The sequence below is a fragment of the Gemmobacter megaterium genome, assembly GCF_900156815.1.
GTDB classification, from domain to species: domain Bacteria; phylum Pseudomonadota; class Alphaproteobacteria; order Rhodobacterales; family Rhodobacteraceae; genus Wagnerdoeblera; species Wagnerdoeblera megaterium.
This window is the reverse complement of the sequence record NZ_FTOT01000011.1, coordinates 1-13,285: the sequence shown is the minus strand read 5'-3', so window position 1 is coordinate 13,285 and position 13,285 is coordinate 1. Positions and strand designations below refer to the sequence as shown.

At 67.2% G+C, this 13,285-nt stretch carries 9 protein-coding genes and 1 pseudogene; 8 read left to right on the top strand and 2 right to left on the bottom strand.

Features of this window, described 5'->3' with window-relative positions:
* The first annotated feature begins 231 nt into the window (after window positions 1–231).
* The 4 genes from BW970_RS17605 to BW970_RS17590 all read left to right on the top strand — a co-directional run bounded on the left by BW970_RS17605 (window position 232) and on the right by BW970_RS17590 (window position 6,369).
* A complete protein-coding gene (locus tag BW970_RS17605; RefSeq protein ID WP_076533902.1) occupies window positions 232–3,072 on the top strand; it encodes a right-handed parallel beta-helix repeat-containing protein in 2,841 nt (946 codons plus the stop codon).
* A gap of 148 nt (window positions 3,073–3,220) precedes the next feature.
* Entirely contained in the window at window positions 3,221–4,192 is a 972-nt protein-coding gene (locus tag BW970_RS17600) for a UDP-glucuronic acid decarboxylase family protein (RefSeq protein WP_076533900.1), read from the top strand.
* 3 nt (window positions 4,193–4,195) lie between these two features.
* Window positions 4,196–5,437 carry a glycosyltransferase gene (locus tag BW970_RS17595; protein ID WP_076533899.1) on the top strand — a complete coding sequence of 414 codons (1,242 nt, stop codon included), beginning with the start codon at window positions 4,196–4,198 and terminating at the stop codon, window positions 5,435–5,437.
* Window positions 5,434–6,369 (top strand): glycosyltransferase family 2 protein, encoded by a 936-nt coding sequence (locus tag BW970_RS17590; protein WP_076533897.1) that lies wholly within the window; start codon window positions 5,434–5,436, stop codon window positions 6,367–6,369. Before BW970_RS17595 ends, BW970_RS17590 begins: the two co-directional genes overlap by 4 nt.
* On the opposite strand, the gene BW970_RS17585 is transcribed toward BW970_RS17590, so the two are convergent.
* Window positions 6,257–7,870, bottom strand: a complete 1,614-nt coding sequence (locus BW970_RS17585; RefSeq protein WP_144039010.1) for an O-antigen ligase family protein — start codon at window positions 7,868–7,870, stop codon at window positions 6,257–6,259. The genes BW970_RS17590 and BW970_RS17585 overlap by 113 nt on opposite strands.
* A 102-nt stretch (window positions 7,871–7,972) precedes the next feature.
* Between BW970_RS17585 and BW970_RS17580 the strand changes: the two genes are divergently transcribed.
* The 3 genes from BW970_RS17580 to BW970_RS17570 are packed head-to-tail and all read left to right on the top strand — an operon-like array spanning window position 7,973 to window position 10,606.
* Window positions 7,973–8,857: a VPLPA-CTERM sorting domain-containing protein gene (locus BW970_RS17580; protein ID WP_076533894.1), complete on the top strand. Its 885-nt coding sequence runs from the start codon at window positions 7,973–7,975 to the stop codon at window positions 8,855–8,857.
* 52 nt (window positions 8,858–8,909) lie between these two features.
* Complete coding sequence (locus tag BW970_RS17575; protein WP_076533893.1) at window positions 8,910–9,782, top strand: sulfotransferase; 873 nt, start codon at window positions 8,910–8,912, stop codon at window positions 9,780–9,782.
* Window positions 9,779–10,606, top strand: coding sequence for a sulfotransferase (locus BW970_RS17570; protein WP_076533891.1), 828 nt, complete (start codon window positions 9,779–9,781; stop codon window positions 10,604–10,606). Before BW970_RS17575 ends, BW970_RS17570 begins: the two co-directional genes overlap by 4 nt.
* Window positions 10,607–10,627: 21 nt before the next feature.
* Here BW970_RS17570 and BW970_RS17565 read toward each other — a convergent pair whose 3' ends face one another.
* The gene (locus tag BW970_RS17565; RefSeq protein WP_076533890.1) at window positions 10,628–12,805 is read right to left on the bottom strand and encodes a right-handed parallel beta-helix repeat-containing protein; all 2,178 of its coding nucleotides are present in this window, start codon (window positions 12,803–12,805) and stop codon (window positions 10,628–10,630) included.
* A gap of 174 nt (window positions 12,806–12,979) precedes the next feature.
* On the opposite strand from BW970_RS17565, the pseudogene BW970_RS20805 reads away from it, so the two are divergent.
* Window positions 12,980–13,285: pseudogene (locus tag BW970_RS20805) on the top strand (hypothetical protein); the annotation flags it as partial.

Here is a 13,285-nt window from a genome sequence, read left to right as displayed (position 1 = left end):
AGCCAGACCTCCGTTACCCATCGGCTGATGGCGCACGATCTGCATGTTGGTCGTAAGGACGAAAGCTTGCAATCATACGGGCCCTGACCTGTCGCCTGCCGGATACAGGCACAGTTTTCTTTCGCATTCCAGCCTTTTGCCACAGTTCTGCCCATCGCCCGCCCCAGCGGGACCGGATTCATTGCCGATCTGTGGGGCAAACCAGTCTTGCGCTTTCCGCCGGAGTCCCACATGTCTGCAACGATCCTCGTGTCGACCCTTGAACAGCTGCACGCGGCCCTGGCCAAGGCGAAGGGCGGCGAAACCATTCTGCTGGAACCGGGGCATTACGAACGGCTCACGCTCAACAGCAAGTCGGGCTACGACATCAAGTTCCCCTCGGATGTCACCATCACCTCGGCCGATCCGGACAATCCGGCCTCGTTCGGCAAGATGAACCTGGATGGCGCCGAGAATGTCGTCTTGCAGGGGGTGGTGTTCGACTACCGCTTTGCCGCCGGCGACACGATCAAGAACAGTCCCTTCGTCGTGCAGAACAGCAGCAACATCCAGATCCTCGACAGCGAATTCCGCGGCGATGTGGCCCAGGGCATCTCGGAACTGGCGGATGGCTTTGGCACCGCGGTCGGCCTGACCGTCACCAGCACCACCGGCATGACCCTGGATGGCAACGAATTCCACAGCTGGCACCGCGGTCTGGTCGTCAGCTATTCCTATGATGTCGCCATCACCGGCAACGAGGTGCATGACATCCGCTCGGACGGGATGAACTTCGTCGCCGTGCAGGGCGTGGAGATCGAGGGCAACCATATCCACAGCTTCCGCGCCTCGCGCGATTCCAAGGATCATGCCGACATGATCCAGTTCTGGACCAACGGCACCAAGCGGCCCTCGACCGACATCGTGATCCGCGACAACATCCTCGACATCGCCGACGGATCCTGGACCCAGTCGATCTTCATGCGCAACGAGGTGGTCGACAGCCAGGGCGGCGGAAAGGACATGTATTACAAGAATGTCCTGATCGAGAACAACACGATCTACAACAGCCATATCCACGGCATCACTGTGGGCGAGGCCGATGGGCTGACCATCCGCAACAACTCGTTGATCCGGGTGTCGGACAGCGGCAACACCAAGGACACCGGCAGCGGCCTGTGGACCCCGGCGATCAACGTCAAGCGCACCGCCGAGAATGTCGAGATCACCGGCAACATCACGTCCAACATCTCGGGCCATGATGCGCAGCCTGGCTGGGTGGTGAAGATGAATGCCTTCATCCAGGACAGCAATCCCTATGCGCCGGGCTATTATGGCGATGTCTTCATCAACTCGACCCTGCTTGACACCGGCAGCGCCCATGCCTTCGTGGCCAAGCCCGGCGGCATGGTGGATCTGCTGGGGGCCGGATCGTCGCTGACGCAGTTCGACCCCGCGCTGGCCAAGTCGCAGCCGCTGTTCGATGTGGCCAAGGTGGAGGGCGACGGGTCGGCGCGGCTGTTCGACGCCAGCCTGGCGGCCGATCTGCTGGGCAAGGCGGCGGCACAGTTTCTCTGGACCTTCAGCGATGGCACCACGGCCTCGGGGCCGGTGGTGGCGCACAGCTTTGCCGAAGGCGGGCAGTACACCGCCACCCTGACCATCAAGCTGAGCGATGGGCGCAGCCTGTCGTCGGATATCGGGCTGGGCCTGTCGGGCAATGCCATGCTGTCCTTCGACGCGGCCAAGGGGGCCTTCACCGCCTTTGGATACGGGCAGGAAACCACATTCGATCCGCTGGCGGCCAGTCTGGACGGGGCGCTGAAACTGGGCAGCACCGGGGTTGCGGCACGGGTCGCCTCTTCGGCCACGCGCGAGTTGCGCGGCTCGGACGATTTCGAGATCGCCTTCAGCCTGCAAGCCGACAAGGCCGGAAACTTCGGCGAGGTGTTCCGGATGCATGGCGCCATGGTCACCACGGTGAACAGCGCGGGCCAGATCAATTTCCAGATGTCGAACACCGAGGGCAAGGCCGTCATCCTGCGCTCCGATACCGGGGTGAATGTCAGCGACGGCAAGGCGCATGATGTCGTGATCCGCTTTGTCGACGGCAAGCTGTCGGTCACGGTGGATGGCAAGGCGACCACCTCGATGGCGGTCGACGGCACCCTGCCCACCGGCGTCTTCGAAGGCCTGGCCTTTGGCAATGCCTGGGGCAAGGCCAATTTCGTCGGCAAGATCACCGCCTTCGACATCATGGTGGATGTCGAGGATTATACCGGCCAGTCGGACAGCGTGGTGGTGCCGCGCCCCCTGGATCCGCCAACCTCGGAATCGCCCGACCGGCTGGTGCTGACCTCGTCTGTCACCTTCGAACCGGACCAGCCCGAGGACGAGGCGGTCGTGACCCCGACGCCTGCCAAACCCGCGGACCCGCCGCAGGTGGAACCGCCGGTGACCGGGGGCAACGCATCGGCGGCCCCGCTGCACGAGGCGGGCTGGACAGGCCATGTCGTGGATATTGCCGGGCTGAAAGGCAGCGCCCTGCGCGACGATGCCAGGGTGGCCAGCGATGCCTCTGGCGCCTGGCTGGTGCTGGATGGCGACAAGGACTATGCCGTCCTGCAACAGTTCGGCGACCTGAAATCCGCCACCGCCATCGGTTTTTCGGTGGATTTCTCGCGCGATCCCGAGGCGGCGGGCGAACAGCGGCTGATCTGGAACCACCAGAAGATCGGCCTGACGGTGAACGAAGATTCGCTGATGGTCACGGTGGCCACCGCCGACAACGGCTTCAGGAACTTTGCGGTCAAGGGGCTGGAGATCGACGGCGCGCCGCACCGGGCCACGGTCCTGCTGGATACGGTCGATGACCGGCTTCAGGTCGTGCTGGACGGCGCGGTGGTGATGGATCTGCAGGATGTCGATTTCACCATGGCCGCACCCGGCGCCAGCGGCAGCTATGCCTCTGGCTGGACGATCGGCACCGCCTGGAACCGCTTCTTCGATGGCGAGGTGCATGACTTCCGCCTGGGCGACCAGTTCAGCTTCCTCGAGGACTATCAGCCGGTGCCGACGGCCCTGCTCAGCTGATCCAGGCCCGGCCCTGTGCGCAAGACCGCACAGGGCCGGGTCAACTTGACGGGTGCGGGCAGGCTGCCTATCAACAGGCGGGGCGCATCCAGGCCAGTTCTGCCTGACACGATGGACAGGCCCCGGTTTTTTCAAGTGGAGATTGAAGATGAACACCGCCTCCAGCATCGTGGCGCGTCGCATTCTGGTCACGGGCGGGGCAGGGTTCCTGGGCAGCCATCTGTGCGACCTGCTGGTCGAGGCCGGGCACGAGGTGCTGTGCGTCGACAACTATTTTACCGGACGGCGCGCGAATATCGCCCATCTGCTCGACCGTTCGAATTTCGAGCTGATGCGCCACGATGTGACCTTTCCGCTCTATGTCGAGGTGGATGAAATCTACAACCTGGCCTGCCCGGCCAGCCCGATCCACTACCAGTTCGACCCGGTGCAGACCACCAAGACCAGCGTGCATGGCGCGATCAACGTGCTGGGCCTGGCCAAGCGGACGCGGGCCAAGATTTTCCAGGCCTCGACCTCCGAGGTCTATGGCGATCCGTCGGTGCATCCGCAGACCGAGGACTATTGGGGCAACGTCAACCCGATCGGCCCGCGATCCTGCTATGACGAGGGCAAGCGCTGTGCCGAGACGCTGTTCTTCGACTACCACCGCCAGCACAAGGTGCGCATCAAGGTGGCGCGGATCTTCAACACCTATGGGCCGCGGATGCATCCGCAGGATGGCCGCGTGGTGTCGAATTTCATCGTCCAGGCGTTGAAGGGCGAGGATATCACCATCTTTGGCGACGGGCAGCAGACGCGGTCGTTCTGTTTCTATTCCGACCTGATCCGCGGCTTTCTGGCGCTGATGGACAGCCCCGACGAGGTGACGGGGCCGGTCAACCTGGGCAATCCGGGCGAGTTTTCCATGCTGGAACTGGCCGAGGCGGTGCTCGAACTGACCGGCTCACGCTCGAAACTGGTGTTCATGCCGCTGCCGCAGGACGATCCGCGCCAGCGCCGCCCCGACATCACCCAGGCGCAGGACAAGCTCGGCTGGACCCCGCAGGTGCCGCTGCGCGAGGGGCTGACCGAGACCATCGCCTATTTCGACCGGCTGCTGTCCAGCAACGAGAGCTGAGCCATGGGGCGGTTGCGCGTTCTGGTCGTCGCCTTCGGTCTGGATGGCGACGATGTGGGGGAAACCTATTCCGCCTTTCAATGGGTGCAGGCCCTGTCGCGCCATGCCGATGTGACGGTCCTGGGCACTGCGCGCCGCACGCGCCGCCCGCTGGCTGATCAGTTGCCCGGTGTCGAGGTCGTGACCTGGCCCGAACCGGCGGTTCTGTATACCACCCGACTGGAACGGCTGAATGCCATGGCCAAGCCCTGGATGCTGGTGTTCAACCGGCAGGTGGCGCGCTGGATCGCGGCCGCCCTGGCGCAGGGCCGCCGGTTCGACATCGCCCATCAGATCGTGCCGCAGGCGATGCGCTATGCCACGCCGCTGCGCCGGTTCGACATTCCTTATGTTCTGGGCCCCCTGGGCGGCGGGCTGGACACCCCGCCGGGATTTTCCGCCGAGGTGGATCAGGGCAGCGGGCTGATGCGGTTGCGCGGGCTGGATGGCTGGCGGTTGCGCCATGACCGCGCCTTGCGCGACGGGCTGAACCGGGCGGCGCTGATCCTGGGCGTGGCGCCCTATATCCAGGACCGGCTGCGCGTGGCGGGGCTGGGGCATCTGCCGTTCCGGGCGGTGCTGGAACGCGGGCAGGGCGCGCTGCCCGACCTGCCCGTGCGACAGGCCCGGCCGGGGGCGCTGAACCTGCTGCATGTGGGCCGGGCGATCCGCACCAAGGGCCTGCGCGACACGGTGCGCGCCATGGCCCATCTGCGCGACCTGCCGGATGTGCGGCTGGTCAGCGCCGGGGATGGCCCGGATCTGGCGGCCTGCAAGGCCGAAGCCGCACAGCTGGGCGTGGCCGACCGCATCACCTTTCTGGGCCGCATCCCGCGCCCCGAGGTGGACCGCGCCTATGCCGCGGCCGATGTCTTCTGCTTTCCCAGCTTCCGCGAACCGATGGGGGGCGTGTTCTTCGAGGCGATGGAATGGGGCCTGCCGGTGATCACGGCGGCGCGCGGGGGGCCGGATTTCATCGTCGATGACCAGTCCGGCCTGCGCTTGCCGGTGGAAACCCCCGAACAGTTCGCCCGCGCCATTGCCGAGGCCGCCCGCCGCCTGGCCGATGACCCCGGCCTGCGCCTGCGGCTGGGGCAGGGGGCACGGGCGCGGGTGCAGGGCTTTGGCACCTGGGACGACAAGGCCCGCGACATGATCGAAACCTATCGCGGCCTGATCGCCACCCGCAGGGGGGCGCCGCAATGACGGCCCCGGCGCCCGACCTGTCCATCGTCATCGTCAACTGGAACACCGTGCAGATGCTGCGCGAGGTGCTGGAATCGGTCTTTGCCCATGCCGGGCCGCTGGCCTTGCAGGTGATCGTGATCGACAATGCCTCGGAGGACGGGTCGGCCGATATGGTGGCCGCCGAATTTCCCCAGGCCGATCTGATCCGCAACACCGAGAACCGCGGCTTTGCCGCCGCCAACAACCAGGGGTTCGAGATTGCGCGGGGGCGGCATATCCTGCTGCTGAACTCCGACACCCTCGTGCTGGGCGGGGTGCTTGCCGCCTCGGTCGCCTGGCTGGAGGCCCATCCCCGTGCGGGGGCCATGGGGTGCCGGGTGCTCAACACCGACCGCACGATGCAGCCCACCTGTTCGATGTTTCCCGGCCCGCTGAACCTGGCCCTGCTGGGATCGGGGCTGTGGAAACTGCGCTGGCCCGCCTGGCTGGGGCGCTACCGCATGACCGGCTGGAACCGCGACAGTTTCCGCCAGGTCGAGGTGATCTCGGGCTGCTATCTGATGCTGCGGCGCGAGGTGCTGGATCAGGTCGGCCCGCTGGACGAGGATTTCTTTTTCTTCGGCGAGGAAACCGACTGGTGCCAGCGGATGCGCGATGCCGGATGGGAGCTGTGGTTCGCCCCGGTGGGCGAGATCATCCATCATGGCAGCGTCTCGGCCAAAAAGCTGAACCACCGCCGCGACGTGATGCTGACCGGCGCGCTGGTGCGGCTGAACGGCAAGCATGGCGGGCCGCTGCGCCGGGCGCTGGCCTGGACCATCCTCTTTGGCTTCAACCTCAGCCGGGCGGCATTCTGGGGGCTGCGGGCTGCCCTGGGGCGCCGACCCGCCGATGCCGACCGGGCCCGGCATTTCCGTCAGGTTTCGGCCAGCCTGATCGGCCGGGGCTAGCCGGGCTGACGCCGGCGCGGCGGTGCACCTGGGCAAAGCGGCTGTAGGGCGACAGGCCCCCGGTCTCGGCATCGGCGGGGGGCGGGGCGGTGCCCTCGCGGCTTTGCGGCTCGGCGGTGGCCAGCCAGACCCCGGCGCCGAACATGAAGAACACCACCGAATAGATCGTGTGCCAGATATGCACCGTCACCAGCGTCAGCGACAGGCCGATGAAGGCAAAGACCCAGGCCCGGCGGAACTGCCACAGCACCGGGTCGGCGCTCAGATCGCGGCGCATGATCGTCCACAGGATCGTCGCATAGCCCCCGGCCAGCAGGAAGAACCCCGGCAGGCCATAGCGCATGGCGTTCAGCAGCCAGAAATTGTCCACGCTGCCCGACCGCATGTAGCTGGGCCGGATCCAGTCGTTCAGCCCCAGGCCGAAGATCGGGCTGCCGGTGATGCCGCGTTCGGCATCGCCGATCACATTGGCCAGCCCCCAGTCGAAGATGATCGAACGCCAGAAGGCGGTATGGGCCGAAAAGGTGGCATAGGTCATGAAGACCCGGATCGGTGAGCGGTTGGACAGCAGGTCGATGACCACATAGGCCAGGCAGCACAGCCCGATCAGGATCAGCCAGCGCCGGTCGGTCTTGCGAAAGGCCCAGGCCCAGCCGACCAGGAACAGTTGCAGCAGGATCGCCAGCAGCGCGCCGCTGGACAGGGCAAAGAACCCCGACAGCATCACCACCAGCGCGGTCATCACCCGGCGCGTATCGCTCCAGATATTGGTCATGCCGACAAAGACCAGCGGCAGCAGCATGGAAAAGAACAGCCCCGAATGGATCGGATGGGCAAAGACAAGCTGAGCCCGGTCAAGGCCCAGCCGCTTGCCGATCGAGATGTCGCGCAGGCTGCTCAGCCCCGGCACGTTGCGCAGCAGGTTCAGGAGGATCGCATTGCCGGTCAGCACTTCGTAGATGACAAAGGGGAACAGGCACAGCGCCGCCGTGGCCAGCAGCCGGATCAGCGCCAGGAAATCCTCGCGCGTGCGGATGCAGGCCCGGCCCAGCACATAGCCGCCGATGAACTCGATCCCGGTCGAGCCGGCGTTGGACACCACCCGGTCGGGGTTGTTGACCGCCAGCGCCACCGTCATCCAGGCGACATGCAGCAGGAACAGGATGTCCACCGCATGGACCTTGCCATAGCGCCCCATCAGCAGCCGGAAGGTCATCGGCACGATGGTGACCAGCAGCACCAGCCGGACCCCGTTCAGGAAGATGCCCGCCACATTGGTCCCCAGCGGCAGCAGCACCGCCAGCCAGTACAGCAATGCGGCAATGGCCAGCCCCTTGCGGCTGGACGCAAGGCTGGCAAAGGCGGCGTCCAATGCCCCGCCGGGGCGGTGGAACCCGGCCGGACGGGCAAGGGCAGGGGCGGAATCGGTCAGGGCCACGCGGTCGATCCATAGCTGTCGGGTCGATCTTATAGTCCGGGATGCCCGCAGATGCGACGTCATCGCGGCTTTTTGACGGCAGGGCCGGTGCGGACTGTTGCGAATCCCCGCGGCTGGCTAGGCTGGGGGCCTGTTTTCCCAGCGTTGCATTCCACAGGAGGCCCCATGTTTGCCCGACAGATCCGTTTTCGCAGCCTCGCCTGTGGCCTGACCCTGCTTGTCGCCCCGCAGGCCATGGCGGCCACATTCACCTATGAACCCTATACCTACTACGCCTACAGCTATGTTCCAGCAAAGCCGTCAGTGCATATAGAGCCGGTCTGGGATGCCGATGGCAGCTATACCGGCAGATACGCGATCTCTGACTGGGGCGAGACCACCGGCTATCTTGATGATCCCCTGCCAGGGTGGGAGTTGCAGCCCGGCTTTGGCTTCGGGTTCTTCTTCTCGGGCCATGGCACGCTTGATCTGTCCGGCCAGACGCTGGAATTCGGGCCGCAGATGTCCGCCGCCCTGGCAAGCCAGGTCGACGACCATGGCGGGCTTTACCTGGAGGCTTATTATTATTCTACGGCGACCTTTGCGTATTATGACCCCGTTCGCGGCATGTTCCGATACGGCGGCAACATGGTCGGCAGCTTTTCCTTTGGCGACGGCAATCTGGTGACTGGCTGGCAGGCGCATGCCTCGCTCTATGGCAGTCCGGAAGACGATGGCGAGGATGAAATCGCCATTTCCAGCACGGGCCGCCCGTTCGACACGTTCCGCGACACCTACGAGGCGGGCACGGTGTTTCCCGACCGGCCGATCCATGATTTCTACGGGTCCGACACCTGGGGTGGCCTCGCGGTGGCCACGCGTCCGGGATACTGGCGGCTGAATGTTCAGGAAGGCTGCATGATGCGCTATGACTCGGGCCTGGACTATGAACTGTTCGCCTGCCCCGACGCCCCCCCGCCTGCCCCCGTCCCGCTGCCTGCCTCGGCGGTTTTCCTGATCGGCGCGCTTGGGGGGCTGGGGTGTGTGGCACGGCGGCGGCGGGCCGGGTAAATCCTTGCCGGAGGGATGCTTTTCCGGCGGGAATGCGCTATAGCCCCGGATCATGGCCCGAACCTTGCCGCTTGCTGCCCTGATGTCGCGCGGAACCCGCCAGCTCCGGCTGACCGGCCGGGGCCTGGGCAACCTTCTGCGCGGCCCGCAGCGGGGCGGGCGGGTGTTCGGGGTGGGGGCGGCCAAGACCGGCACCCATACCATTGGCGAGATGTTCGCCGACCGCGTGCCTTCGGCCCATGAGCTGGATGCCGAACGGCTGATCCGGCTGGTGCTGGACGACGGGCCGGGCAGCCCGGCGCTGCGGCGCCATCTGCTCTGGCGCGACCGATGGCGCGGGCTGCAGATCGACGCCTCGCAGGTCAATATCTATCTCATCCCCGATCTGCTGACGCTGTTCCCCGAAGCGCGGTTCATCCTGACGGTCCGGCCGCCCGCGCTCTGGCTGCGCTCCATCGTGGATGACAGCCTGCGGCGCGATACTTCGGCGATCTGGCACAGGTTCCGCGATTTCCGCTTCGGGGCGCAGGCATCGGCGCAGGGCCCCGAAAGCGTTCTGGCCAAGGCGGGGCTTTATACGATCGACGGCTATCTGTCCTATTGGGCGCGCGCCGTGACCGAGGTGACGACACGGGTTCCACACGAGGCGCTGCTGATCCTGCCCACCGGGGATATCGGCGCGCGGGCCGCCGACATCGCCCGCTTTGCCCGCGTGCCCGATCCCGACCGCCCGCCGGTGCAGACCCATGCCTTCGGCAATCCCGTCCGCTCGGGCGTGCTGGCGCAGCTTCCCCCGGCCTATCTGGCCGGGCGGATCGAGGCGGTGGCAGGGCCAGTGGCGCGGGCCGTGCTGCCGGGCTGGACGGTCGAGGCCGATCTGGCCACCGCCCTTGCCGATCCCCCCCCGCCGGGGCAGGCCCGATGAGCGCCGCCGCGCCGCCGGTCTTTGTGCTGGGTGTGGGGGCGCAAAAGGGCGGCACCACCTGGCTGCACCGCTATATCGCCCAGGCGCCGGGCACCGATACGGGCCGGTTGAAGGAATACCATGTCTGGGATGCCCGCTACTTGCCCGATTGCGCGCGTTTCCGGGTGCCGCTGTGGCAGGTGCCACATCCCAAGGCCTGGCTGCGCTGGCGGATGCAGCGGTCGGATGCGGCCTATTTCGACTATTTCGCCCACCGTCTGGCGCGGCCCGGCGTGCATCTGACCGCCGATATCACGCCATCCTATTCGGGGCTGCCCACCGAGGCCCTTGCCCGTATCGCCGAAGGCTTTGCCGCCCGCGGCATTGCGGTGCGGGTGGTGTTCCTGATGCGCGATCCGGTCCAGCGTTGCTGGAGCGCGATCCGCATGACCCGCCGTCAGGGCAAGCCCCAGGGCGGCACGGCGCAGGATCTGTCCGAGGAACAGGCGCTGGAGGCCCATGCCTTTGGCGCATATGCGGGGCTGCGCACCCGCTATGATCTGACCCTGGCGCGGCTCGAACAGGTCTTTGCCCCCGAGGCGCTGCATGTCGGGCTGTATGAAACCCTGTTCCAGCCCGACAGCCTGGCCCGCCTGTCCGGCTTTCTGGGGCTGCCGCCCGATCCGGATTTTGCCCGGCACAGGTTCAATGTCTCGGACAAGACGGCGCCGGTCTCGTCCGATCTGCAAGCGCGGATCGCGCGGCATTATGCCGATGTCTACCGCGATTGCGCCCGCCGCTTTCCGGGGATCGAGGCGCATTGGCCGGGCTTTGCCCATCTCTAGCCGCGCCTGTCCGCCGGGGCGTCAGTCCGCGGCAAAGCCCGCGCCATTCACCCGGACCGACAGATCCGACAGCACACCCTGAAAGCTGTGGCCCCGGTGCGGATGGCCCAGGCTCAGGCCATCGCGCCCTGGCGGGGCCATGCGGCCCGGCGCGGCCTGTATCCGGGTTTCCAGCCGGTCATCGACCAGCAGCAGCACCTCGCCGCTGGCCGCATCATGGCGCAGGCCGATCCGGTGCCAGCGCCCGTCATGCAGCCCCAGGGGGCGGCTGCGCAGCACGACCGGCTGTTTCACCCCGGCCAGATGCAGCGTGGCCTCGGCGCTGCCCGTGGGGGTGACAGCCAGCGCCAGGCTGCCGCGCAGCCCCAGCAGCGTTCCGGCTGCATCTGGCCCCGCCCCGGCGCGCAGCCGCAGGTCGATGGCCAGATCGCGGGCCTGCCGCAGCCCGAGCGTGGCGGCCACCGGCAAGCGGACTACCGGATCATCGCCCAGCCGCAGGGCCGGCGTGCCATCGGGCAGGCGGATCACCGGCATGTCGGGGATTTCTTGCAGGCTGTCCCCGCGCAGCGCCAGCAGGCGCCCGGCGTCCAGCCGCAGGATTTCGGGGGTGGGCAGCAGGATTTCGGCCATGGTCTGCGCCTCGATGCCCGAAGGCCCGGCCTGCAACACCACCTGCCAGCGGCCGGGGGCGGGCAGCTCGATCTTCTGGACCGGCCCATCGGCCTGCGCGGCCACGCGCCCCTGCGGATCAAGGATCGTCCAGGCCGCGCGGGCCCCCGGCGCCAGGCGGCTGGCCGAGGCATCAAGGCCAAAGCGGTTCGCCCGGCCCGGTGCCTGTTCCAGCCGGAACAGCGCGCGGGCGCCGTCCTGCGCGGCGGGCTGGCCTGCGAACCCGCCCAGCAACACCGGCGGCAGCGGCGCATCGGGGCGCAGCAGCGCCGCCCCCAGCCGCCGCCCGTCAGCCGGCCCGCCGGGGCGATAGCGGAACGGGGCCAGCGTGGCCGGATCGCCCTGGCGGGGGGCCAGAAAGACATGGTCGTAATAGCCGGGGCTGGCCGGATCGCCATCCTGCAGATCCAGATTGCCCTCTACCACCCAGTCCCGCCCGCCGCCGCGTTCGGCCCGGCGTTCCGGCCCGGCCACGGTGCGGGCCAGATTGCCGGTGATCCGCACCCGTTCGGCATTGCGGCTGACATTGATCGCGGGATAGCGGATCGGGCCATCGCGCTCTGGCGTCGGGGTGAAGGGGCTGCGCAACAGGGTGTTGTTGCAGATCACCAGCCCGTCCGCTTCGCCCACGGTGATGCCATGCAGATGGGCGTTGACGATGACATTCCCGCAGATCTCGACAGAGCGATAGAACATCTCCGGCCCGGCGCCGCGGCTGTCGACCATCTCGTTGCGCATGAAGATCGACTGGGTCCAGGATCCGCGCCCGGCATTGAGGATGTTGTCGCGGATCACGATGTCGGTCGAGGGGCGGGTGGTGCCGCTGGTCCAGAACTGGATCATGTCGGCATGATCCTTCGAGGCGGTCGAGGCGCGGAAGCCGTGGATATGGTTGCCTTCGATCCGCACCCCTTGCACCGCGGCAAAGTTCATCCCGTCCGAGCGCAGGTCGTGAAATTCGTTGCCCAGAACGGCAATGTCATAGGACCAGCCGACGACCAGCGCCCGGTGCCAGCGGTGAAAGCGGTTGCGCTCCAGCACGACGCCGCGGGCATTGCGGATCCCCAGGCCGATGGCAAAGCCGAACCCGTCGGCGGTGGCCGAGATCCCGCGCGCCACATCGCCACGGAACTCGCTGTCCAGGATGCGGATCGCCTCGCCCCCGACGATCTGGAAGGGGCGCAGCCGCAGATCGTCGCCAGGGGCAAAGCGGTAGTCGAAGACCAGATGCCGCAGGGTCAGGCCAGCCGCCCCTTCCAGCATCATGCGCCCGATTTCGGCAGGCCGTGCCGGATCGGCCGAGGCGAGGGTCAGGTTGCGCGCCAGCCCCGCGCCCAGCCGCAACCGCGCGTAGCGCCCTGGCCCCAGCAGGATCGTCGCGCCGTCCTGGGCCTGTTCCAGTGCCTGGACCAGGGCGGGTTCACTGGTCACCACAGTACCGGCCCGCACCGGAGCCGCCCATGCCAGCAGGGCCAGCAGCGCCATGATCCTCAGGGCAAAGCGGTGCCATCCTGTGCCAGTGCCTGCCATTCCGGCCTCCTTTCGGGGGCAGTATGCCCGGCGGGCCCGCATCCCGAAAGCCGCAATCGGTTGCGCAAGCGTAAGCGGTGCGGCCGCTGCCCGGCCCGTCGCGGCAACACCCTGCGGCGCCGTGATATGCAGGCGCCAAGGCAGGATCCCATTGCAGCAACAAGGAGAACGGGCATGAATCTGATGATCGGCCTTGGCCTGACAGGCCGCAACGGGGGCACGGCGCCGGTCGCACCCCCCCCGCCCGCCCCGGCCTCCGATCCCAATGTTCTGGCGGTGTGGGCCGATGGCTGGACGGCGGATTACCGTGTCGCAGGCGGCGCGGTGCCCGAGGTGTGGGGCAACCGGCTGCCGTTCGACCCGAACACCGACGCCAATTCGATCTACGTCCAGCGCCCCGGCTTTGATGCCACGGCGGCGGCGGTGACGGTGACGGACAGGCTGCGCATCCATACCGAATTGCGGGTGCCCTATGATGCG

Bases quoted from the DNA above. Each gene is read 5' to 3' on its own strand.
- BW970_RS17585 (WP_144039010.1), bottom strand. From the start codon at position 7,870: ATGACGTCGCATCTGCGGGCATCCCGGACTATAAGATCGACCCGACAG.
- BW970_RS17580 (WP_076533894.1), top strand. From the start codon at position 7,973: ATGTTTGCCCGACAGATCCGTTTTCGCAGCCTCGCCTGTGGCCTGACC.
- BW970_RS17605 (WP_076533902.1), top strand. From the start codon at position 232: ATGTCTGCAACGATCCTCGTGTCGACCCTTGAACAGCTGCACGCGGCC.
- BW970_RS17595 (WP_076533899.1), top strand. From the start codon at position 4,196: ATGGGGCGGTTGCGCGTTCTGGTCGTCGCCTTCGGTCTGGATGGCGAC.
- BW970_RS17600 (WP_076533900.1), top strand. From the start codon at position 3,221: ATGAACACCGCCTCCAGCATCGTGGCGCGTCGCATTCTGGTCACGGGC.
- BW970_RS17570 (WP_076533891.1), top strand. From the start codon at position 9,779: ATGAGCGCCGCCGCGCCGCCGGTCTTTGTGCTGGGTGTGGGGGCGCAA.
- BW970_RS17565 (WP_076533890.1), bottom strand. From the start codon at position 12,805: ATGGCAGGCACTGGCACAGGATGGCACCGCTTTGCCCTGAGGATCATG.
- BW970_RS17590 (WP_076533897.1), top strand. From the start codon at position 5,434: ATGACGGCCCCGGCGCCCGACCTGTCCATCGTCATCGTCAACTGGAAC.
- BW970_RS17575 (WP_076533893.1), top strand. From the start codon at position 8,910: ATGGCCCGAACCTTGCCGCTTGCTGCCCTGATGTCGCGCGGAACCCGC.